The organism is Enterococcus sp. LJL99 (assembly GCF_054871725.1).
Genome location: NZ_JBTXLT010000001.1, coordinates 498,802 through 522,941 on the forward strand (window position 1 = coordinate 498,802; position 24,140 = coordinate 522,941).

The 24,140-nt window shown below is 33.3% G+C and carries 21 protein-coding genes; 3 read left to right on the forward strand and 18 right to left on the reverse strand.

Features of this window, described 5'->3' with window-relative positions:
- The 10 genes from ACYSNW_RS02470 to ACYSNW_RS02515 form a co-directional block, all read right to left on the reverse strand.
- Positions 1-435 carry an alpha/beta fold hydrolase gene (locus ACYSNW_RS02470; protein WP_461742819.1) on the reverse strand — a complete coding sequence of 145 codons (435 nt, stop codon included), beginning with the start codon at positions 433-435 and terminating at the stop codon, positions 1-3.
- A gap of 354 nt (positions 436-789) precedes the next feature.
- A complete protein-coding gene (locus ACYSNW_RS02475) occupies positions 790-2,001 on the reverse strand; it encodes a putative phage abortive infection protein (protein WP_461742821.1) in 1,212 nt (403 codons plus the stop codon).
- Between the two features lie 675 nt (positions 2,002-2,676).
- Positions 2,677-3,906: a zinc-binding dehydrogenase gene (locus ACYSNW_RS02480; protein WP_461742823.1), complete on the reverse strand. Its 1,230-nt coding sequence runs from the start codon at positions 3,904-3,906 to the stop codon at positions 2,677-2,679.
- Positions 3,907-3,922: 16 nt separating this feature from the next.
- Positions 3,923-4,783, reverse strand: coding sequence for a mannose/fructose/sorbose PTS transporter subunit IID (locus ACYSNW_RS02485; RefSeq protein WP_461742824.1), 861 nt, complete (start codon positions 4,781-4,783; stop codon positions 3,923-3,925).
- A gap of 11 nt (positions 4,784-4,794) precedes the next feature.
- Positions 4,795-5,604 (reverse strand): PTS mannose/fructose/sorbose transporter subunit IIC, encoded by an 810-nt coding sequence (locus ACYSNW_RS02490; protein WP_461742826.1) that lies wholly within the window; start codon positions 5,602-5,604, stop codon positions 4,795-4,797.
- A gap of 33 nt (positions 5,605-5,637) precedes the next feature.
- Positions 5,638-6,126 carry a PTS system mannose/fructose/N-acetylgalactosamine-transporter subunit IIB gene (locus ACYSNW_RS02495; RefSeq protein ID WP_461742827.1) on the reverse strand — a complete coding sequence of 163 codons (489 nt, stop codon included), beginning with the start codon at positions 6,124-6,126 and terminating at the stop codon, positions 5,638-5,640.
- Between the two features lies 1 nt (position 6,127).
- Positions 6,128-6,544 carry a PTS sugar transporter subunit IIA gene (locus ACYSNW_RS02500; protein ID WP_461742828.1) on the reverse strand — a complete coding sequence of 139 codons (417 nt, stop codon included), beginning with the start codon at positions 6,542-6,544 and terminating at the stop codon, positions 6,128-6,130.
- 3 nt (positions 6,545-6,547) lie between these two features.
- Positions 6,548-7,345 carry an SDR family oxidoreductase gene (locus tag ACYSNW_RS02505; RefSeq protein WP_461742830.1) on the reverse strand — a complete coding sequence of 266 codons (798 nt, stop codon included), beginning with the start codon at positions 7,343-7,345 and terminating at the stop codon, positions 6,548-6,550.
- Positions 7,346-7,579: 234 nt separating this feature from the next.
- Positions 7,580-8,530, reverse strand: a complete 951-nt coding sequence (locus ACYSNW_RS02510; protein ID WP_461742831.1) for a sugar-binding transcriptional regulator — start codon at positions 8,528-8,530, stop codon at positions 7,580-7,582.
- A 230-nt stretch (positions 8,531-8,760) separates the two neighbouring features.
- Positions 8,761-9,483, reverse strand: coding sequence for a hypothetical protein (locus ACYSNW_RS02515; protein ID WP_461742832.1), 723 nt, complete (start codon positions 9,481-9,483; stop codon positions 8,761-8,763).
- Positions 9,484-9,789: 306 nt separating this feature from the next.
- Between ACYSNW_RS02515 and ACYSNW_RS02520 the strand changes: the two genes are divergently transcribed.
- Positions 9,790-10,422, forward strand: a complete 633-nt coding sequence (locus ACYSNW_RS02520; protein ID WP_461742833.1) for a helix-turn-helix domain-containing protein — start codon at positions 9,790-9,792, stop codon at positions 10,420-10,422.
- A gap of 118 nt (positions 10,423-10,540) precedes the next feature.
- Here the strand turns inward: ACYSNW_RS02520 and ACYSNW_RS02525 are convergent, their stop codons facing one another.
- Positions 10,541-12,577 carry an FAD-dependent oxidoreductase gene (locus ACYSNW_RS02525; RefSeq protein ID WP_461742835.1) on the reverse strand — a complete coding sequence of 679 codons (2,037 nt, stop codon included), beginning with the start codon at positions 12,575-12,577 and terminating at the stop codon, positions 10,541-10,543.
- 162 nt (positions 12,578-12,739) lie between these two features.
- On the opposite strand from ACYSNW_RS02525, the gene ACYSNW_RS02530 reads away from it, so the two are divergent.
- Positions 12,740-13,711 (forward strand): helix-turn-helix domain-containing protein, encoded by a 972-nt coding sequence (locus ACYSNW_RS02530; RefSeq protein ID WP_461742836.1) that lies wholly within the window; start codon positions 12,740-12,742, stop codon positions 13,709-13,711.
- A gap of 110 nt (positions 13,712-13,821) precedes the next feature.
- On the opposite strand, the gene ACYSNW_RS02535 is transcribed toward ACYSNW_RS02530, so the two are convergent.
- From ACYSNW_RS02535 to ACYSNW_RS02560, 6 genes are all read right to left on the reverse strand, one after another.
- A complete protein-coding gene (locus ACYSNW_RS02535; RefSeq protein WP_461742837.1) occupies positions 13,822-14,796 on the reverse strand; it encodes a hypothetical protein in 975 nt (324 codons plus the stop codon).
- 627 nt (positions 14,797-15,423) lie between these two features.
- A complete protein-coding gene (locus tag ACYSNW_RS02540) occupies positions 15,424-16,860 on the reverse strand; it encodes a glycoside hydrolase family 32 protein (RefSeq protein WP_461742838.1) in 1,437 nt (478 codons plus the stop codon).
- A gap of 93 nt (positions 16,861-16,953) precedes the next feature.
- Positions 16,954-18,633 (reverse strand): alpha-glucosidase, encoded by a 1,680-nt coding sequence (locus ACYSNW_RS02545; protein ID WP_461742839.1) that lies wholly within the window; start codon positions 18,631-18,633, stop codon positions 16,954-16,956.
- Between the two features lie 21 nt (positions 18,634-18,654).
- Positions 18,655-19,488 (reverse strand): carbohydrate ABC transporter permease, encoded by an 834-nt coding sequence (locus ACYSNW_RS02550; RefSeq protein ID WP_461742841.1) that lies wholly within the window; start codon positions 19,486-19,488, stop codon positions 18,655-18,657.
- Positions 19,488-20,372: a carbohydrate ABC transporter permease gene (locus ACYSNW_RS02555; RefSeq protein WP_461742842.1), complete on the reverse strand. Its 885-nt coding sequence runs from the start codon at positions 20,370-20,372 to the stop codon at positions 19,488-19,490. Before ACYSNW_RS02555 ends, ACYSNW_RS02550 begins: the two co-directional genes overlap by 1 nt.
- A gap of 39 nt (positions 20,373-20,411) precedes the next feature.
- A complete protein-coding gene (locus ACYSNW_RS02560; RefSeq protein ID WP_461742844.1) occupies positions 20,412-21,722 on the reverse strand; it encodes an ABC transporter substrate-binding protein in 1,311 nt (436 codons plus the stop codon).
- A gap of 227 nt (positions 21,723-21,949) precedes the next feature.
- Here ACYSNW_RS02560 and ACYSNW_RS02565 point away from each other — a divergent pair, with 227 nt between their 5' ends.
- Positions 21,950-22,933, forward strand: a complete 984-nt coding sequence (locus ACYSNW_RS02565) for a LacI family DNA-binding transcriptional regulator (RefSeq protein ID WP_461742845.1) — start codon at positions 21,950-21,952, stop codon at positions 22,931-22,933.
- A 592-nt stretch (positions 22,934-23,525) separates the two neighbouring features.
- Here the strand turns inward: ACYSNW_RS02565 and ACYSNW_RS02570 are convergent.
- Positions 23,526-24,065 (reverse strand): DUF1697 domain-containing protein, encoded by a 540-nt coding sequence (locus ACYSNW_RS02570; RefSeq protein ID WP_461742847.1) that lies wholly within the window; start codon positions 24,063-24,065, stop codon positions 23,526-23,528.
- Between the last annotated feature and the right edge of the window lie 75 nt (positions 24,066-24,140).

Consider the following 24,140-nt stretch of genomic DNA (forward strand, 5'->3'; position numbering starts at 1 on the left):
TTACAAATTCATAAACAATTTTTTGATGCTCATACATCGAATTAACTTGACCAATACCGATATAGGAAGAAAAAAGTTCTGGTCTTTTTTCACAGCTAAACTAGCAGTTATCGTTCCAAACGAATGGCCCATTATTACACAAGTATTTTTGTTCCATTTTTCTAAAAAATATTCTACCCATTCAATAATATCTTCAACAAGATTTTCCACAGATAATTGCTTTTTAGTACTGTTTACACTTAGACCACTACCTCTTGTTTCTGGAAAAATACATTGAAAATACTTATTTAATGCTGGATAATATCTTTCTATTAAAAATAATTCTGGATACAATGGACCTCCATGTATATATACTAAAAGAGGACGTTCATCTGACTTTTCATCAAAAAAAACGCCTCTTTTTTCTTCTTCAAAGGTTATTATTTCCTTTTTCATAATTTCTCTCCCAACTTTTCCTTCACGAACAAAATTTTTTATTCATTATATAAATAACTTACAAATAAATATTAATGTAGTCATTACTCTAAGTCAACAAAGTATAAAAAATGATTATAACGTTTCTATCACTTATTTTTGTATAATAGATAACAAAAAAACCTACCTCGGGGGAAGGTAGGAATAGGAGTTAAAAAAATGAAAAAGTGTTTTGTTAGGGTTGTTTGTTTGGTATAAACTTATAATACAAGGCAATCATGAATTATTTATGAATTTGAAATGTAAGTTTTGTGGAAATTTTATAAAGGATTCTAAACAAGATAATCTGACTTAAAAAATCAACTCAACATTCAATTACTTTCTAAAAAATAAATTAAACAAAATTTCCTTCATTGATTTTCCTGCTTTGATTTCATCTTCTTCTGTTTCTGATGATTCATTTTCTCTCATAATCGCTAAATCATCAACTTCCCAAAGTAAATCAGACTTTGAGAAGAAAGTTGGTTCGACATTTCCAGCCAACTCTTGAGGATTACCAAAAAAGGACGTTCCTCTCAATTCATCAAATAGTTCTTCTCCTTCAAACGTATATGCTGCGTAATAAAATAAGACGAGCGTTTCACCTTCTGTTAGACTAGCTCTGAGAATTTCTAAATAATTTATTTTCGATTTTTTCCATGAATTGTCTTCGTTGATGAATTTTAAGACTTGATAAAAGGTTCGAAAATAAGGCATGATTGCTTTATAATATCGTTTGAAAACGATTTGAATAAGTTCGATTCTTTCTGGCTCTGTTAAATCAGAAATATCTCTTTCAATCAGCTTTTGCATAAATTTCTCAATCTCAGTGGCCAATTGCTCACTAAATTCTAAATAGCTATCGTTAACCAGATAAAAATCATTAAAACTATTACTAATATAGTCCACTAAGCTACTTTCAACAAACGTATCAAAATCCTGATTAAGTTCTTCACAATCCGATTCAATTTCAATTGACCGATCAAATAAATAAGCCAATTCATTAAATAGAGGGCTATCAAGAAAAGGCGAATTCGTATCGATATAATGAGAAAACTTCACTTCTTTGTTTTTTATTTTAGCCAATTCTACTTTAAATTCTTCAGTTAAATCTATTTCTTTTGTCGAAATGTATTCATCAATTTCCTTTTTCATAGTAGATAAAAGGTTCAATAAATTCACTTTATTCTTGCAAACAAACTCATAAGCTTCATTTTCAAGTTTCACTGTTATTTCGCTTTTTATGTCAGCTAAAATAGTAGGAAAATAGTTTTCTTTCTGTACTAATTTATCTTGTTGTCGATTATATTGGTTTAACAAACTAAAAAAAGCACCATTATCTTGTTCTTGTTTTCTAGTTTCATTTTCTTTGTCCAACTGCAACGTCACAATATACAACGTGCCACAAATACCAACGAGTATTCCTAAATAGCCGCCAAAAAATCCTAACCATCCATCGCTAGTACCAATTAAAAAAATAGTGATTCCAATTAAAATCACTGTAACTATGCCCACAACAAAATAAACCCTTCTCAACTCTTTTATCATATTATTCTCCAATTTTTGTTTGATTTTCGTTTTACATAAACAGCTTTTCAGCTTTATTTTTCTTTTCATTAGATTTTTTATTGTTGTCTAAATGATAGCTCATTTGTAATATTAAGTAAACAAAACTTCGAGAAATTTTCGCTTATTTTTTGAAAAACAAATGCTATAGAAATAATCACTATAGTAACATCACTTGAATATATCTAAATCCAAATCAAGCACAAAAAAACCTACCTTTGGGGAAGGTAGGTCTAAGGAGTTAAAAATGAAAAAGTGTTTTGTTAGGGTTGTTTGTTTGGTATAAATATATAATACAAGGTAATAATGAATTATTTATGAATTTCAAGTGGAAGTTTTGTGGAAATTTTATTAAGGAATTAAAAAAGCACTCTTACCTATAAAAAATGATAGTCGTTAAATAATCCGTGCAAACGCAACGCTTAAAAAATTTAAGACCATCTGTAAAAATGAACTAATTCGATGATTCTCATATCTGCATACTTCCTAGTGTGTCATTTTTCTCTCCCAATCGCTTAGAATCAATTACTTCTTTCTAATTATTATTACTTAATTTAAGGTCTTTTTTCCACTAACTTCCATTTGAAAAAATACTATATAATTCCTGATACAGTACATCCTTTATTCATCTTTAGGTTTCGTTGTCTGTGGTCCTCCTTATATTTCTTTGGCTTGGCTAAGAATATAAGATTCTGCCTCTTGACTCCAGATACCATTCGTTTTTGCTAGAATTTTGCCAAGCTCAGAATTATTATCAACTTCAGCTAGTTTCGTTAAATCAATATCTTTATGTGTATAAACGAGTTTCTTGCCTCCACCGATTTCCGGCTGATCGAGCGTTGTTTCACCGACCGCATTCAACCCTAAGACATGGGTCACTACATTTGCCACGTGAACTTGTTTGTTTTCAATCAATGCGACAGCTTTACGCATATCTTCTGTATTCCCACCAGAAGTACCGACATAGTGGGTAAAACTATAATGAATATCATAGAAATTAATTTCAGCAAAAAATTCTTTCTGTTGTGGACCAGCAAAAAAGTTAAGACAACCGTCTGGATTCAATAAAGAAGAAGCCTCTTTAATCAGTGACGGAACTGGAACCATTACAAAAATATCGTCAAATCCAGTTTCTTTTGCCACTTTTTTTAATTCTTCCACTTGATTTTCACATTGACTAACATTTATATAATGAACTTCAATCCCATTTTGACTAGGATAAAGAGTTTGTGCCCGAGCCAATTTTTCGTCATTCATATCAGTAATCACTACTTTTTTAGGTTTGATTGGACCATGTAAAGCATAATCAATAGCTAATAAGCCCATCGGTCCCGTTCCACCCATAATCAACAACGTACCATCTGGTTTGATTCCCATTTGATGTTGATAACTTCCATGAATTAAATGATAATTTGCTTCAAAAGCACCAATTACACAAGATAAAGGTTCGATTAATGAACCTTCAAAAAACGTTTCCCCTTTATAAGAAATCAAGCAATCCTGTTCCATTACGTCTTTTGATAAAATAATATAGGTTGCATCACCACCAGTATACGCATACGAATAGCCTGGACAATCTGGACGATCAGGTAATTGTAAATTGGCTTGAACGACATAGCGTTCTCCCACTTGATAGTCGTTTTGCCATTTTTTTCCAACTTCAAGAATTTCACCACAAAACTCATGCCCAACGATGATTGGATTTTCATTTAGATCATTCGGTGCTTTTTTATGATATGCCCCTTGATTCGCTAATTTCCAAGTTGACATACAGATACTATCCGTGACAACGCTAGCTAAAATCTCATCTTCTTTGATTGCAGGCAATTCAAATTCTTCTAATCGTAAATCTTTTTTACCGTATAATCTAACTGCTTTTGTTTTCATTATCTATTCTCCTCGCTTATCCTAAAATTCCTAAACCATAACCAATAATTCCAACGGCAAATAAAATAAAAATCAATAAGATTGGACTTACTTTTTTCTTTAATAATTTCATCATTAATAAGGTCAATCCAAGTGCTAATAATCCTGGAACTAAATCGTCTAAAATATTTTGAACTGTTGTAATGACTTCTTTGCCATCAGCTCCTGTTGTTTCAGAAACAACAATCGGTATATTAATGGTTGTCCATTTGGTCACTAAAACTCCCATAATAAACAGTCCTAAAATCGTCGCTCCTTCAGTCAATTTTTGTAGTAGATTGCCTGACAAATCTTTAACAATATCTAGACCTTTTTGTAGTCCATAAGTTAAACCAAACCACTTCATCGACATCCGAACAGCATTAAAAGCAAAGAAGAAAAACAAAGGTCCCGCAATATTTCCTGTTAATGCCATTGAAGCCCCAATTGCGGCTGTGATTGGTCGTAAGGTTCCCCAAATTAAAGGATCTCCTACACCAGCTAATGGTCCCATCAGTCCAACTTTTAAACTATTGATTGTGCCATCATCGATGGGCGCACCACCGGCTTTAGCTTCTTCCATAGCGATTGTTACGCCAATCACTGGTCCACAAACGGCAGGTGTTGTATTGAAAAAAGTTAAATGTCTCTTTAGCGCTTCTGCTTGTTCTTCTTTCGTTTTATACACACGTCTGATTGTCGGAATCATATCCACACAAAAACCTAACGCATGAATCCGCTCATAATTGAATGACGCTTGTTGAAAATTAGAAAAAACAAAGGTAGTAAATAAATCTTTTTTTGTGATCGTTGACTGCAACGTTGGTATTTCTTCTGTCGTTTCTTGTATTTTTTCCATTTTATTTCCCCCTAATCTTCTAGTTCATCATCAACAAGCAAAGCATCATTTGAAAGAACAACCGATTCTTTTTGAGCAGTTTTATGAAAATTCGGATCTAATTGTACATATAAAATCGCTGTAATCAATCCAATAATCCCAAAAGCAAGCAAGCTGAAATCTAAATAGCCGCCAACGACAAAACCTAAATAGAAAAATGGCATCAAGTAAGCTACACTCATCATATTTAAAACCATCGCATACCCCACAACTACGATAAAACCACCAGCAACAGCTAATCCACCTGTAACCACATCTGGAATCATATCCAGCATGCTAGTTACCATTTCAGTACTAACAAAGGCCGCCACGATTGTCGCTGGAATCGCGACACGCATCGCTTGAACCAAGGAGGCACTAAAATGTAAGGCAATAATTTTATTGAAATTCGCTTGCTCAGCTTCTTTATCCGCTGCATGTTGAAAAGCAACCGTAATTGTACGAGCAATAACGGTCAAAACTTGACCCGCTGCCGCAACTGGTAAAGCAATTGCAATCCCTGCTTGAATATCTTGGTGCCCAACAATGACCAAAATCGTTGAAATAATACTTGCGAGTGCTGAATCTGGTGATTGAGCTGCCCCAATATTCATCCAACCCAACGCAATCAATTCTAAGGTTCCACCTAAAATAATTCCTGTTTGTAAATCGCCCAAAATTAACCCTACTACGGTACAAGTAATCAATGGGCGATGGGTTTGAAACTCATCTAGGACGCTCCCCATTCCAGCTACTGAAGAAAACAAGAAAATAAGGATAATTTGACCTGTTGATACATTCATCGTTCTTCCTCCTATTATTTACAAAAAAGATTTTTATAATCCAGCCTCTTTTAATTTTTCAGCAAAATCCGTTTTCCCGTCACTTGCCACCACACGACCATCCAACACCACATCAAGCGCTTTCAACGCTTTAAAAGAAGTTACGTCTTCGGGACCCACAGATACCGCTTTTGTTACTTGCGTTCTTCCGGTTTTAAATTGCATCCCTCCTACATTCAAGGTCTTAATCGGTACACCTGCTTGAACCATTTCTAATACTTCTGTAGGATTGGTGAACAAATAAAATACAGTTTCGTTTTCATATTTTGGATTATTATAAACTTTAACGGCTTTTTCAACATCGACAATATTCACTTTGATTCCCGGAGGCGCCGCTTGTTTCACTAGAGTTTTACGAATTTGATCATTGTTCACTTCTTCACTTACTACGATAATACGTTGCGCCCCTGCTTCCTTTGCCCAAACAGTCACCACTTGCCCATGGATTAATCGATCATCAATCCTTGATAATTTGATTTGCATTTTATAAATCCTCCTCTTCATCAATTACTTGGTCTTTAAATGAACATACAATAGTTGCTGCTGCCGTTTTACAATGCTCAACGATTTCTTGACTCGTTGCGGTCGAAAGCATACTAGCTATTTCTAAAACAAGTGGCAAAGACATACCTGAAAGAACTTCAAAATTTTTCTCTGTCTGCTCCAAACAAACTGCACACCCTGCATTATATGGAGTACCGCAAAATAAATCGGCAAAAACGAGTACTTCTTCCACTTCGGGTGCAATCGCATTAACAATTTTTTCTTTGATTGTTTCTAAACCGTCTTGCTTACAAAATTCCACTGCTGCAAAATCAGGTAATGTACCGAAAATCATTTCAGCTGAATTTTTCATTTCGAGCGCTAATTTTCCATGCGCTACTAAGATAATTTGTTTCATTGGTTAGCCTCTTGTCTTTCCACCAGCGATATTAACTGTTACACCGCTAATATAACTTGAACGATCGGAAACAAAGAATGCCACTAAATCTGCCACTTCTTTTAACTGACCACTTCTACCTAATGGAATCGTACTTGTCTTACTATACCCTGCTCGTAATTGATCAACTGAAATATTTCTGGTATAGGCTAAAGCTGTTTCATATTCAATTGTTCTTAAGCCAGTTTCCTCCATGATTCCAGGTGCGATTCCAACCACTCTGACGCCTTTTTTGCCTAATTCTTTTGCCCAAGATCTAGTAAAACTATTAATTGCTGCTTTAGTTGCAGCATAGGCACTTTGTCCTTCCGACCCTTCTAAACCGCTTTCAGAAGACATATTAATAATTACGCCCGTCCCTTTTTCAGCTAATACATGTCCAACAGCTTGACTTACTAAAAATACGCCTTTTTGATTAATTGCAATCATCTTATCAAAAATATGTTCACTAATTTGATACTCGCTATTCTCTTGCTTAATATCAGTTAACAAAGCTGGAATATTAATCCCGGCATTATTGACTACTGCATCGATAGTGCCAAATTTTGCTACTGTCTCTGCGACTAAATGATCTACTGATTTTTTTGAAGAAACATCTGTTTCAATAAAAGAAATATTTTCTACTGCCAGCCTTCCTGGTCTTAAATCTGCATTGATGACTTGTACGCCTAATTCAGAAAGTTCCTCAACGATTGAAGCACCAATTCCTGATGATCCACCTGTAACAATCACTACTTTATTTTCAATATTTAACCAATCCATTTTTCCACTCCTTAACATTTGTGATTTAAAATTAACTTTTGTGATTACATTATAACCAGCTCTATTTCTGTTTGTCAATAACTTTTGCACATTTTTTAAATCGGAATCACTTTTGTGCAAAAAAAGCATTTACTTCGTGAAAGATACGAAGTAAATGCTTTTCTATTATTTTGTTGATTAATTCTATTTTTTTTAATCTACCTAATTTAAATTTCTAATTTTAGCCAACTTGGATTATTCATACGCTAATCTAAGCATTTCTCTAGCTGTTGCTTCAGTTGTGACTAAAACGTTGATATAATTCCCGCGCAAAGCGCCTAAAATTGCTCTGGCTTTTTCAACTGATTCTGCCAAACCAATCCTTGTCTCAACATGCATTAAATCAGCAATATCCATCCCAATGATTTTGTCATCTAAGATACTAGAAATATGTTCCCCTTGGCTATTGTAAAATCTAGAAATAACGTCGCCCACAACTTCTTGTTGAGTCAACGATTGTAAAATATCTTCACCGTAAAAATCCATCCATGTTTGTTCCCCGCTAAGATTTGGACTACCGATTCCAAATATTGCGATATTTATTTTTTTCCAAATCGCCACAAGTTCTTGATTAAAATCATTTTTTAGTAATGCGGCTTTCATTTCCTCACTTTCTGGAAAGGCTGGAGCATCGATTAATAAGGCTTTACCATTTAATTTTTTGGCCGCTTCATAGGTAATGGTATTGACATGAAAATCACTACTTAATTTTCCAGCAGGTCCGCCAATCATCGGTACGCATAGAATCGCTTCTGTTTGTTTAGGCTTGATATGGTTTGCAAAAGTGGATAACACCGATCCCCATGAAAAACCAATCACTTGATTATCTTCCAAAATCGAACTTAAATATTCGTCGGCCGCTTGCGCAATTGCCACTTTTTTTTGTTCTTCTTTCATTTCTTTTGCAGAACGGACAATAATTATTTTCTTTAATTGAAACCGATCCAAAAACTGTTTTTCTAATTCATACGATTCATCTTTGTCATAATTAATCTTGATTTGAACAATCCCTTCTTCACGCGATTTTTTCAAAAGACGACTAATGGTAGAACGATGGATATTCAATGCTTTAGAAATTTCACTTTGATTTTTATTTTCTTGATAATACATTTCGGCAATACGAATTAACAACTTATCTTCATTCATTCATTCTAACCTCCTGAGTTTGTTTCAGTTCAGTATATCACATTCTATAAAATGTTTTCACAAAAGTGAAAAACTTAGTGACATAAAAGTAAGCTATGTTTTGAATGACAACACTAAAAAAGGTTGGGAAAAATAAATTAGCCCAACCTTCCTAGTCACTTAATATTTTTAGTTTTTCTGTAATGAAAAGTAATCGCAAAAAAGCGGGTACTTAATGTACATATATCAATCTAAGAGTATTTTTTCTTTAAAACTACTTGAAAATTATAATTTTTCATCGCAACCCAGTCACTTTTTCTTGTCCCACTCATATCATATCTAGCCGTTTTGAACGTCTCATAAGACAAACCAGTCTCTTTATTCATCTGACTAGTACTATATATTTGTCCCGTTATATTTAGAATTGCATAATCAGCAGGAAAATCAATGGGTTCCCTTATATCCTCATTTGGATTTTTTATTTCAAATTCATCCCAACTACTTGCTTCTTGATGAATATATGGGATTCCCATCATTTGTGACTGTTCATCATTTTTCTTGGTCATTAATATATCAGTAAAAATCGAAATAGTCACTGGGTTATATACGTAAGATAATTCTAGATGACTACGCCACTGTTTCTCATTATCTTGCTCTACTTCTTCTGAGATAGTCTCAGAATATATAGCAATTACTTTGTTATTTTTTTTATTTGTTACAACAGCCTTTTTACCATTTTCCATTTCACTGTACTCAACATTTACTTCGTCTACTGGTATTGAAGTTGGTATGTCAAAATTGATTAATTCAATCCGTTCATTAACGTTGGTATCCGTTTCTACTAATTCTTGATTTTTTTGTTCTGTATACTTCAATTCTTGTGTTGAATCGTCCGTTTTTTTACTAATATTTGAACAACTAATAAGTCCAATTGAAACTATGCCCAAACAGATAGACAACCAATATTTTTTCATTGACTAATCTCCTTCTCTATAAATCATATCAGGAACAACACTGAAAAGCTATACTAAAAATTGATGGCTTCCCGTTTAGAAAAAAAATAAAAAATAACAATGTACTACTATTCAAAAAAGTATTAATAAACTTATGCAGCATATATATACAGGAATGAACGGTAAATAAAAAAAGACATAATTCTTTTTATCTCCAACTATATTAGCAACTCTACAGATTACAGAATTTCTTTTTAAGGTTATCTACAAGATGTAGGTAGGATATAATATACGTATCAGCTATATTAAATCAAAGGAGGTCATTTTTTGGAAATCAGTAAACAAATAAAAAAATATCGAACGTTAAATAACATCACACAAAGAGAATTAGGAGCCTTACTAAATGTTTCAGACAAAACCGTTTCTAGTTGGGAAACAGGACGAACATACCCTGACATCCAGATTATCGTAAAAATATCAGACATCCTAGAAATTTCTTTAGATGAGTTATTGAGAGGAGATCAAAATGTGGTAGAGAAAATTGCTAAAGATACAAAAAACCGGAAAAAACTAACTAAAAAAGTTCAACTTTTATGGATTGGTATCCTTTTGTTGATATCATTAAGTCTCTTTTTTGGCTATAAAAACGTTGAACATCGAGATATTTCTGAGGCTCAACAAATACAATCTGTCACTATCAAAGATAACGATACCATAGTAGTAGAATTAAATTTACCTTTTTATAGAAGTGTATCTAGTTATTGGATGAACAATACTAATCCAGATGATGATAATTCAGATGATAGTAGTGTAGAATTAACACTAGGAGAGAGCATCGATTGGACAATGACGAATAGACAAACAATTGAAGTCCCAATCGATAAAGAAACCTTTCCTAAAATGAAACGGATCAATATTATTGGAAAATCTGGTACGATAAAATCAATTCCAATTAAATAGCAATAAAAAGAAAATCACAAAAACTTAAGTGAAAATCCTATTTCCTTCTTAATTAAAATAAGGAGTAAACAACTTGGGACTTTTCATCATTTTTTTGTGATTCTCAGTTTATTTTTTATTAAATCTCTTTAGCTGTTTCATAAGCAGCCCAGATAGCATCCATTACATTGGTTGGTTGTTTGGCATCCCCAATCAAATGAACATGCTCCTTTTTCATCTCTTCATACAATTGATCATTTGATTGATAACCAACTGAAACTATAATATTATCAGTTGGGATTTCGTGAACTTTTGGCATTCCTTTTGTCCCCAAAGCAAACATATGTTGTGCTCTATTAGCGATGTTAGGATAATTTTTAATCGTTTCAGTCACATATGCCGTATCATTTTCAAATTTAGTAACGACTGAGTTTTTCAGAACCGTCACTTGATAATAGTCTAAAAGTTCCATAATCATATTATAATTCGCTGCGGATAAACCAAAGGCGTTAATAATAGTTTCGCTCGCTTCAACTATCGTAACTTTTTTATTTTTTCTAGCTAAATCATAAGCGATTTCACAGCCTGTTAATCCGCCACCAACAACAAGAATGTTTTCACCAGAAACATCTTTATATCTGAGTGTATCAATCGCATAAGAAACGCTTTGGTCATCAAAGCCTGGCGTGGTTAATTTTTTCTCTGTTGCTCCTGTAGCAATGATAATTTCTTCGTAGGATTGTATTTGATCTGCTGTTACTTCAACATTAAAATGGATTGGTACTTGTAAATCCAGCATTTGTTTTTTATACCATGCTAATAATTGGCGATCATCTTCTTTAAAATCAGGACTAGCAGCAGCCACAAAAACACCGCCTAGTTCATCTGTTTTCTCAAATAAATCGACCTGATGTCCACGGATTTTTGCCACTCTAGCTGCTTCCATCCCAGCAAGTCCACCACCAACAATAGCGATTTTTTTAATTTGTTTCGCAGGTGTTAATGCATATGCTTTTTCACGTCCACAGGCAGGATTAACTGCACATGAAATATCCTTTCCTTGAAAAATCCTTCCTAAACAACCTTGATGGCAATAAATACACGGACGAATTTCTGCTAAGCGATTTTCCTTAAATTTGTTCGCTAACTCAGGATCTGCCAACAATGGTCGTCCCATTCCCATCATATCAAGCTTTCCATCAGCAATTACTTGATTAGCTAAAACAGGATCATCGAAACGACCTGCACAAACAACAGGAATCGAAACAACTTCCTTTATTTTTTTCACATCTTCTAAATTACAGGCTTTAGGCATATACATTGGCGGATGAGCCCAGAACCATGAATCATAGCTACCATTGTCACAATTTAGCATATCATAGCCAAACTCTTCTAATTTTTTAGCTACAATCAATGACTCTTCCATATCTCGACCTTTTTCCTCAAAAATTTCACCTGGAAGCGCCCCGCGATTAAAATCCTTAACATAACTTTTAGCACTATAGCGCATTGAAACAGGAAAATCTGACCCGCATTCTGCCTTGATTGCTTCGACGATTTCTTTAATAATCCTCAAACGATTTTCTAGAGAACCGCCATATTCATCGGTACGATTATTGAAAAACGCAATTGCAAATTGATCCAATAGATACCCTTCATGCACGGCATGAATCTCAACCCCATCAATCCCTGCTTCTTGCACCAATTTTGCACCTTTAGCGAAGTTTTGAATATATTCTTTGATTTCTTCCTTAGTCATGCCACGATCAGTTTTAGTTGGATCCCAAACATTTTGAATTGGAGCAGGTGCTGGACAAATACCATTCAATCCATGATTTACACGTCCTGTCAAAGCCGTTAATTGAACAAAAACTTTACTGCCAGCTTCGTGAACACCATCAGCTAAATATTTCATCTCTTCAACATACCCTTTGGGATTGGATAAAATACAAAAGCCCATATTATTTACCACTGGCATTAAACCAGTAATAATTAAGCCTGTTCCTCCTTTTGCTCGTTCAATATAATAATCAGCGCCTTCTTTTGTATAGGCAACCGTTTCCATATTTAACAAACGAGGAGAAAATACACCCATAGGCATCATTGCAATACGATTGGGTATCTCAACTGCTCCAACCAATAACGGTGAAAAAAGTGCTTCAAATTCTGTTTCCATTGCTATCTTCCTTCCTATTTTATAATCGGCAGCAAAAACGAAAAGCTATTGTGAAATTTTTCTCAATCTTATATAATTCAATTATAGGAAAATGATCTTAAGAGAACTATCACTTTTACGCTGATAAAGTATAAAAATTATGCGAAAGAGAGTTGGAAAAACATGTTTAGTAGCAAAAAGACCACTGATGAGACTTTTTTAACTGCAAAAGATTATACCAACGGATTGTTCCAATTAAATTATTTGTATACCATCCAAACAGAAGCTAATAATAAGTTTTCACAATCTAATATCTATTCTTTAAATCATGCCACTTTAACTTACAGTCTTGTAGGTCCATCAACAGGAATCTTTGCCTGCAAAAAGGGGTTAAACAAAGCTTTTCTCGCACTACGTTTTATTCGCCAAGGAAAAGAAATTCATCACACAGGAGATAAAAACTATGAACTAACAGCCTATACAATCGGCATTTTTGATCTTCAGGAAACAAGCTATTACCAGCGACAACAAATTACTGAAAGTGTAAATCTATTTATTGAAAAAAACAATCAAACAAAGAAATTGTTCGATATTCTAAAAAATAGCTTTGTTTTAGATGCAAGCGCTGGGATGACTAGATATCTTCTAGATAGTATGTTTCATTTGATCAGTGAATTCCCTAATTGTAAACTTGCTGAACGGCAATTGATTATAGATCAATACATTCAACTTTTTTGTAAATGGTCTATTTGCCAAGAAGAAAACCAACAAATTAAGTATAAAAAAAATCTTTTAGAGCGTGCGACTAACTATATTCAGTATTATTGGTCCGACAACACGTTAACCTTAGAACAAACAGCCAAGTATTGTTTTACATCGATTCGTACGTTGCAACAAGTATTCGCACAGGAAAATATTCATTTCAATCAGTATGTAAATAACTTGAGATTATCAGCTGCCGCCATAAAACTATATAGTACAGATGAAGAGATCACAACTATTGCTTTTGAATGTGGATTTAATAGTTCCGCTTATTTTAGTAAGCGCTTTAAAGAACGCTATTTTAAATCTCCTAAAGATTACCGTAAATACTTTAGCAACTCACTAAAAAACAACAATTCTGACCGTTGCCAAAATTGCTGTTTATATAAATGATCTAGTCTAAATTTGACTAGTCTACCAAAATAATCAACTGATTTTGCTCATTTCTAAAACAAAATTTATAGTTTAATTACTCTAAAACAGCCATTTTTTTACGACTATATTTAGTTATATATCATATCTAATTGATTGATATATAATTGCTTTAAACCTTTACTTTGACACGCGTCGATAGCTTTCTTGCATTGCTCATATGTTTTCTCCCAGTCTAAATCCTTCTTGTTTCGTTGAGCCAATATACATAACTGAAACTCAGTGATATTTTTTTCCGCTCCATATTGAATAAATGTGGCTTCTTTAGAGAGGTTATCTGCTATACCAATATTTTTATGATATACGTAGAAATAATAACTGATGGTAGCTACAATGATAGTATAATAATAGGTGTATTTTTTATAACTATCTACTTTTTGAGATAGCTCATTCAGAAGAATCATCCCGTTCTCTATTTCAGTCAATTCTATTTTATGTATTGCTTGTTGCATCCTATTATAAGCTACATAGATATTTTCAAGATCATAATCTATCGGTAATTCGAAGTATTGTTCTTCTAATTTATCCATTTTCTTTCCTTGTTTCAAGTGAAAATCGATCATAAATCCAGAATGAAAGGCTCTTTTAGCACTTTCAGAAGAATTTACTAATAAAACATTTTTCATATCGTTCGGTAGCCCACCAATAACCAAAGGAATCCCATTTAGAACCAACGAATAAAAGTTGAAAACAGCAAGCAATATAAACAATACACCTATTATTTTTCCATGTTCAGTTAACAATAACAGAAGTAAACTGATAAGCATCACCATTAAATTGGCTAAAATACCACCTAAATTATATAAGATAAATGTAAATTTTTCATATTTTGTCGGTGTCATCAAACACTGATTTTTCGGATTAGAATCTGCTCGTTTAAAACATAATTTTTTATTTTCCACGATTGTATACCCGAATAGCTTAAGTTGATATATTTTATATCCTGATAACAAACCAAAAATGAAATGCCCAATCTCATGAACAAAAATCGAGAAAAAATACGTAGCAAAAAATAGAATTACCATCTGAATCATTAAAATAAACATTTATATTCTCCAATCTATTATTTTTCAATACTTCTATCGTTAGCATAACTTATATTATCAACTAGCTTAAATAGAGCTAGTTTCAATCCTAAATCTAAATTTTTCCAGCAAATTGCGCTCGTCCCCCCCCTTTTCCCTAAGCTCAATTGATGAATTAGAAATGACGCATGAGAACATCTTTTTAAACCTAAACGAGGAAGTGTCTGAAAACAATTGAGGAATTCGAATTTTTTGGAAATTTAGTTAGAAATCAAGAAGGAAAAAGCAGCTTATGAGGAACATAAGCAAGGATTTGTAAATTTTATTTCCAGCTAAATGAAAAAATATTACCCATTATCTTTTTTAGCGTAAAAAAAGCAAAGATCATTTGTCAGAGCTCTCTTTAACTAGTCTTATTTTTTCTTTTTCCATTCGGCTGCATTCTTTTATTGTTCATAAAAAAAACTTTGTATTTTTACAATACCATATTAATACTATAATAACTATCTATTTTGTCTAAATGGTAAAAAAATACACCAAAATGTTTATTCAACCAAAAAGATTTTTCGCTAATGAAAAACAAAAAAAGTAGCCCTATCAAGAACTACTTCTCCTCTCTTTTGACTCGATAGTCTTTTTATGGACTGATCATCTTTCATCAACTGTGCAAATTCTCAATTTTTTAAGATTTCTTTTACCACTAGAAATAATTATATGCTTTAACTCTTCGCCACTAAAAAAGCGCATAGACATCGTCTTCTCTCCATCACCAATAAAAACTTCAATACTAGAAATATCAAGCACAATTTTTACTTGCTGAACGTTACACTCTTCATCCAACCAACTACGATGATTACGATAGTCAGCTTCTTTGCCAGTAATTTGATGAAATAAACGACTTCGATCTAATATAAAAAGATTTTGTTCTTTTTTAAATAATAATTCTTCTTGTTCATTTGATAAACAAAGTGAAAAATCTGACTCTTGTTCAAATTCAAGCTGAATAATTAACGGTTCATTTGTTAGTGTTCTTTCAAATTTATAAAAAAATGTTTTTTCAACACTAGGGGGTTGACTAACCGGTAAAAGCGGTTCTTGAATCAGTCGGTCATCAACTAAACGAAGTTTTCTAATTAAGGTCATACAACCTGCCCATTGATGCCCTAATTCATGTGTCGGGATTGTTCGATCCCACATTTGCATCCATGCAACTAAAAGAGGGGTTCCGTCAGCTAATTTAGCAGTTTGTGGTGCATAAAAATCTAATCCTGCATCGATTTCATCATAAGATTCATAAGTATAGGTCCCTGTTTGCCAATCCATGGTACCGATGAAATATAAACAAGAAGATAGATTCCGATATTTTTCTTCTTTACTAGGCATATGAATTGCTGAAAAAAGCAAAATATCTTTACCATCTACTTCAATTAAATCTGGACATTCCCACATTTCGCCAAACTCAGCAGTTCCTGTCAGGACAATTGATTTATAGTTCCAGTGAATACAATCCTTTGATTCAAACAACACGATTCTTCCCGTTTTTTCTTTCGTTTTCGTTACAATCAAAGCATAATAATGATTGTTACGTTTCATAATTTTTGGATCACGAAAATCCTCAATCGAAATAAATGACGGTAAATCTTTTTTTGCAATTACTGGATTTTCAACTTCTTTTTCAAAAGCCAAATAATCCTTTGAATAGGCAATACATTGTTGCTGAATAGCGGTCTCATCTTCTTTCATGCCACCCGTATACATCACAATTAGTTCTTGTTCATTCATTATTGCAGTTCCCGAAAAACAACCACTTTGATCATAATTTTTATCTGGTGCTAAAGCAGGTGGTAAATCAATCCAGTGAACACCATCAATCGTTTTAGCATGTCCCCAATGCATCGGTCCCCAAACACTATCATAGGGAAAAAATTGATAAAAAAGATGAATTTCTTCGCCAATCACAATAAAACCATTGGGATCATTCATCCAACCGGTTGGTGGTTGCAAATGTAATTTTTGTCGGTACTGCGGATGAACATTTGATGCATTACTTTCAATAAAGTTTATTGCTTTTTCAATCGTATACATACAGTCACCTCAGCCTTCTTTTACTAAAAAATCTTGGCAAACATAAAAAACAACTATCATTTTTTACGTTTGCCATTAGTGGTTATTCTCATCTTAAAAATTAGCTAAAACAACACTTTCATATGGTTGTAATGTATAAAAAGAATGACCCTCTATTAATTGATTTTCGTAATTACTTACTACTAACTGTGTATATTTTGCCTCAAGAGCAATGTTTTGAATTTGATTGGTTGGATTGATAGCAACTATCATTTTTTGATCCTGCCACACTCGTTCATACACTAGCGTATTCAAATTGACTTCTTTTACTGGTACAAATTGACCGTAAACAATCACTTCTTGATAAACACTATTTTTTCTTAGTGCAATCAATTGTTTGTAATAGTTTAAAACAGAAGTTGGATTTTCTTGTTCCTGTTTTGCATTCAATTCTAAATAGTTCGGATTGACTTTCAACCATGTCTTTTCTGCTGATGAAAAACCGGCATTTTTTGAGTCATCCCATTGCATTGGTGTTCTAGAATTATCCCGACTACGATGATTAATCGCTGCAAAAGCATCTTGTTTCGGCATTCCTGATAGAACTGCGCGTCGATATTGATCATGGGTAGCAATATCATCAAAATCGTCCATCGTATCCATTTGGATATTAGTCATTCCTAATTCTTGGCCTTGGTAAATAAAAGGGGTTCCTCTTAAAAACATAAATAAAGTCGCTAACATTTTTTTACTATAGTCATTACGATCTTTTTCAGGAATATATTTGTTAATCGAGCGCGGTTGATCATGATTTTCTAAATACAACGCACCCCACCCATTTTCTTGGGTAACTAATTGATTTAAAAAAATGTTTTCCCGCATATCATCCCAAGTCCAACCACTAATTTTATACCATTCACCCGTTTGTGGCACATCAATATCTGTATAACTAAAATCAAAAACCATAGAGAAAAATCCATCTTGACCAATATATTCTTTCAAGCGATCATTTGGAACATCTGCTTCAGCAACGGTCATGCTATTGTGCGGTCTAAAAGTTAATTCATTCATTTCATTCAACCAGACCTCAATCCCCGGCTGATTTAAAATCCAATGACCAATAAAAGCCAAACCATCCTCACCATCTGGTTCAAATTGCTTTAACTCAATTCTTTTTTTAATGTTTAAAATCGCATCAATCCTAAAACCACCTAAGCCCTTATCTAACCAATAGTTAATCATCGTATAAATCTCTTGACGTACTTCTTCATTTTCCCAATTTAAATCAGGTTGCTTTTTCGAAAACGCATGAAGATAATACATATTTTTTTCTCCTGGTACTTCAGTCCAGGCACAATCGCCAAAGTAAGATCGCCAATTATTAGGCGCTTTTCCATCAATTCCTGCTTTAAAAATATAATAATCACGATATTTGCTCGTTGGATCTTTCAATGCTTGCTGAAACCACTCGTGTTCATCTGAGGTATGATTCACAACTAAATCCATTAAAACCTTGATTCCTAATTTCTCCGCTTTTTGCAATAATCGTTCAAAGTCTTCGTTTGTTCCGAACATTTCATCTACTGTATAATAATCAGAAATATCATAACCACCATCATCCATCGGCGATTTATAGATTGGACAAATCCATAAAACATCAATTCCTAATTCCTGTAAATAATCCAATCGATCAATAATCCCTTGAATATCTCCCATCCCGTCTCCGTTACCGTCCTGAAAACTTTTTGGATATAATTGATAAACAACCGATTCTTTCCACCAATTTTTTTTCATACACTCACCCTCAACAACATTTTATTTAATTGCACCATCAACAACACCGGCAATAATTTTCTTTTGCATAATAAAATAGAAAATAAGTACAGGAATCAGTACGAGTACTAAAGCTGCCATCGCTACATTATAGTTCGCAGTATACTTTCCAAAGAAATAGAAAGTTGATAGCGGCAATGTTCGCACATCATCATTGACCAAAACTAATGATGGTAACAGAAAGTCATTCCAAACCCAAAGTACATCCAAGATAGCGATGGTTGCAGTCGTTGGTTTTAAAATAGGAAAGACCACTTTGAAAAAGACTTGAAAACGATTCGCTCCATCTATGATCGCTGCTTCTTCCAATTCGACAGGGATACTTTTAATAAATCCATGAAACATAAAGGTCGCCATACTTAAACCAAAACCTAAGTAAAAATAAATCAACATGCCGCGACTATTTAACAAGCCAAGATTTCCAAAAATCGTTACAAATGGGATCATTAGCGATTGAAATGGAATAATCATTGAAGCGACCATTGCCATAAAAATCACTTTATTGATTTTTGAATCATAACGGACTAAATAATAAGCTAACATCGATGAAAATAGAATAATTACAACAACCGAAATAAAGGTTACAATTAATGAATTAATTAATGCGCTGCCGTAATTCATCGTTGTAAAAGCTTCAATAAAGTTATCAAAACTAAACGCAGACGGCATTGCTAATGGATCAGCAACTACTTCCATTCTTGATTTAAATGAGTTTAAAATAATCAGTGCAAAGGGAAAGACATAAAGTAAAAAAAGCAGCGTACATACGGTAAAAACAATGATTTTATTTAAATTTCGTTCTAATTTCATTCCCATTATGCCTCAACCTCTTTTCTCTTCATGACCACTACTTGTGTTAACGCAACAGCTGCCACAATTAAGAACAGTACAATCGCTTTCGCTTGCCCGGTTCCATAATTTTGGTATAAGAAAGCATCATTATAGACATGCATTGAAATCAGTTCAGTCGAACGATAGGGTCCACCTTTAGTGAGTGATAAGTTCGTATCATAAACCATGAAACTCTTTTGTAACGTTAAAAAGATACTGATTGTAAACGACGGCACCATCATTGGTAATTTTATTTTTTTCAAAATCTGCCAATTGTTTGCACCATCTAACGCGGCAGCTTCTGTTAACGATTTAGGAATTCCTGCTAAACCTGCTATGTATAAAAGCATCATATAACCTGAATTTTGCCAAACGCCTACAATCACGAGAGCCCACAAAGCCATTTTTGGATCTGATAACCACGAATTTTCAAATAGTCCTATTCCCATGTTGCCACCAACAGAAACCAAAATTCTTGCAAAAATAAATTGCCAAATAAATCCTAAAATAACACCACCAATTAAGTTGGGGGTAAAAAAGCCCATTCTGAAGAAATTTTGGCCTTTAAACCCACTAGTAACCATCAAAGCTAAAGAAAATGAAAGCAAATTCGTTAAAATCAAAGACCAAAATGTATAATTCAAGGTTAAGAAGATTGAATCCCAAAAACCAGAATCACTAAATGCATCAATATAATTCTTAAAACCAACAAACTCAGTCGAAATATCTGTTCCGGTTGAATTGGTAAATGTCATATAAATACCTAGAAAAAATGGGATAATAATAACTGTTACAAAAACAAATACTGGGATTGCACCAAAAACACCAAATGTCTTTATTTTTTCCAAGAAACTTTTTTCAGAATACATGTATTTCCCCCCTATTCTATCAATATGAAAGAAGAGCGCTTATTCAGCGCTACTCTTCCAATAGTCTTCAAGTTCTTTAGCAAGTTCTGTGCGATCGATTTCATCCCCTAAATATTTTTGTAGAGAAGCACCCATTGCTGGGAAGGCTGTAGCTGGATAATGAGCATTCATCCATTCTAATCCGCGATCGTCTTGTAAGTATTGTAAAATTTGTTTTGATAGTTCATCTTTCGGTTCTACCTTGGCATTATCATTGATTGGGATAAAGCCCATTTTATTTACATAATAATCTTGACCTTTTTCATCTTCATATAACCATGTCAAAAATTCTTTAGCGCCTTCTTGTTGTTCTTTAGAAGATTGTGTGCCGTCAATTGTCCACGTTTGAGGAACACCAATCGAAATTTGCGTATTTCCATATGCACCAGCTTCTTCTGACATTGGTACTGGTAGAATACCGATTTTTGCATCTGGATTTGCTTCTCTTAATTGTGGATACGCCCAATTTCCCATAAACCATAAGCCAATATCGCCATTTGCCAAACCTAAAGTTGCTGAATCATAGTCTGCTGAAAGAGGTGATTTTGCTGCAGTATTATATTTTTTCATTAAGTCGAAGGTATCGACCCAGTTTTTATACACTTGATTGTCAGAAAGAGTTTCAGAACCAGCTTTCATGCCATCCATAAACGCCATCCGTTCGTTGGCTTGATCTGATTGATCTGTAAATAGTAAGTTTGTATAATGCGCACCTAATGACCAATCCATTGGAGAAACTTCTATTGCTTTTTTATCTTTTAACTTATCGATTTGTATCATTAATTTTTCTAAATCTTTACGATTAGTAATACTATCTGGATCAAAATCGCCACCTGTTGCTTCATCCAAGACATCTTTATTGTACAAATAACCAAACGCTTCGATCGTTGTTGGTAAGCCGATGACTTTTCCATCAACTGTTCCAGCATCTAAGTATTTTTGATCAATATGTTTTACGATCTCCATATCAGATAAATCTAAAAATTTCTCTTTCCATTGAGAAAGTTCAGAATAAACACCCGTATTCATAATCACTGGAGCATTTTTAGAAGCATACAACGACGTGATTTTTTCAGTCGCATTTTGTCCTGCTAAAGGAATTATTTTTACTTGATATTTATCTTGTGACGAATTATACGCTTCAACGGTTTCATCAAGCTCTTTGGCAATTTCTTCTTTCCCGATTAACATACTGATTTCTGTTTTTTTGCTATCGTCTCCCCCAGCTTTTTTTCCTCCACTACCACACCCGACTAAGAAAACACTCGCTGCTAACGCTAGTACACCTAAACCTATTAACTTTTTCTTCATGTCAAAATCCCCTTTAAATTTATATTTACAATTATTATTTCATAATTGTAGCTGACTATTCAGATTACTTTTAGCGAAATCGTCCAACCAAATACGTATCCGCTTTCTTTATGAATTGAGTATATGTCAATCGTTTTCATATGTCAATCGTTTTCATAAAATTTATTTGTTGCTATCTATGAGATTTTAGCTATAATTAAATTATAAAAAGTACAAAGGAGTAACCTATGGCTACAATCGAAGATGTTGCGAAAAAAGCGAAAGTATCAGTTACAACTGTCTCTCGCATGTTGAATGATCATCCTTATGTTTCAGAGAAAACAAAGAAAAAAATTTATACAGTAATGGAAGAATTGAACTATTATCCAAATAACGTAGCACAACAATTACGTGGAAAAGGTTCCATGATGATTGGTGTCATTATCTCCTACATCACTAATCCATTTTTTGCTTATCTTGTTGATGCGATTGAAAAAGAAGCATTAGCAAAAGGCTATCATTTAGTTGTTTTACAAACACAGGGAAATCCAAATCTGGAAGAATTTTATATTGAGTTAGTCCAAAAAAAACAATTGGATGGCTTGATTATTACAAATTTAGAAACAGCTACTAGCAAAATTAAAACGTTGATTACTGAAGGAAAAGTCGTGATTTGTAATCGTTATATTGGAGAAGAAAAATTACCTGTAATTCATATCGATGAGGAAGAAGCAAGTTTTAGAGGAACGGAATTTTTGATTCAAAAAGGACATCAGAAAATTGCTTTCTGTACAGGCAATGTTTTAAATAACAACGACCAGCGATTTAAAGGCTTTTTGAAAGCATTGAAGGAATATGATTTAGATTTTAATGAAAATTGGTTTTTGGAGCATACTTTAGGGATTGACGGAGGAAGAAACTTTATAAGATGGTTTATTGATACTCCTGAAGAACGCCCCACGGCTGTTTTTTCAAACGGAGATGAGGTCGCGGCTGGAATCATTAGCGAAGCACGAAAAAATAACATCCAAATTCCAAAAGACTTAGCTGTACTAGGTTTTGATAATCAACCAATTGCTGCTTTAACATTTCCTGAGATCACAACAATTTCTCAACCAATCGAGCTATTAGGAAAGTATTCCGCGCAAAAGTTGATTGCACAAATCGAAGGTGAAACACTTGAGCAAAATATTGCTTTAAAAACTGAATTGATTATTCGAGATTCCGTTTGATTAAGAGATTGGGATAAGAAGGCCAGCGCCAAGAATCCAGTAGATAAGATAACTCACGAAATTGACAAGAAACACGAAAAAGTTTCCATTCGATGTTGAATAATTTCTGCTTGTTTCTTGGAGTTTAGCCCTTCTTATCCCAATGATTTTGATATTTTTGAAATTGACATACTTTTTTTAATTATCAAAACCAACTGGTACATAATTCGTTCCAATAGCCCCATACAGTAAAACATTGATAACTGTACCATTTTGTGGCAAGTATCTAATGTGGCTATTTTTTTATCAATTTTAAACCAATAGTTAGAAATGTATATAACGTAAAAATGACCCTACCAATTAAAATCTATCCTACCCCTTTACCATTTTGTTGATCATTCACCTTTTAACGCCCCTTTTCTTTTTAAATTTTTCTCCATACAACTAGTTTTTCATCAACATTTTACGACAAATACTTGAATCTTTTTTGTCGTTATATTCAATTTATCCATTTTCAGAATTCAAGTTCTTATACCAAAAACCGCTCATTTTTCGATAGCATTTTCATACAATGAAGAACATCAATCTCAATGAAATTGAATAGGTAAATTTATTACATACAAGATATTTTTTTTACCGTATTTGCCGTTCTAATGGTGATACTATTTTTCAGTTTATTAGTAGCAGTTTTTGACCACCAATTTGTCTTTTGATAGTTTTTACGATTAAATGACCAAAATACAGAATTATTATAACTAGCTATCTGTTCATATTCTGCTTTAGGTTCCCCAAGTTCATTAGAAAGTTCTTTTGCCGATAAGGGCGGCATCATAAAAATAAGATTATCATAAATTTCTTTATTGTCGTCTCCCCACCATTCAGGAGCATTTTCCAATAATTCATTTAGTTCGTTTTGAGAAATAATGTAAACTGGAATCATTAGATTAAATTTGTTCATAATTATTGCTTTTATTTGATTTGAAAGGATAGTTTTATCCACAATTGTACTTGAAAAAATGATATTCCCACTATTTAAATAAGTAGTAACCTCTGAAAAACCACTTTCTACTACTTCTTTTTTTAACAACGGCATAGAAAGCTTATTTTTCCCGCCAACGTTAATCCCTCGTAACAAGGCAACATATCTTTTCATTATTCAGCTCCTCCTTTCTATTTTGGGTATAGATATGATTACACTAAAGATAAATGACGTGCTCGTCTTTTCTCA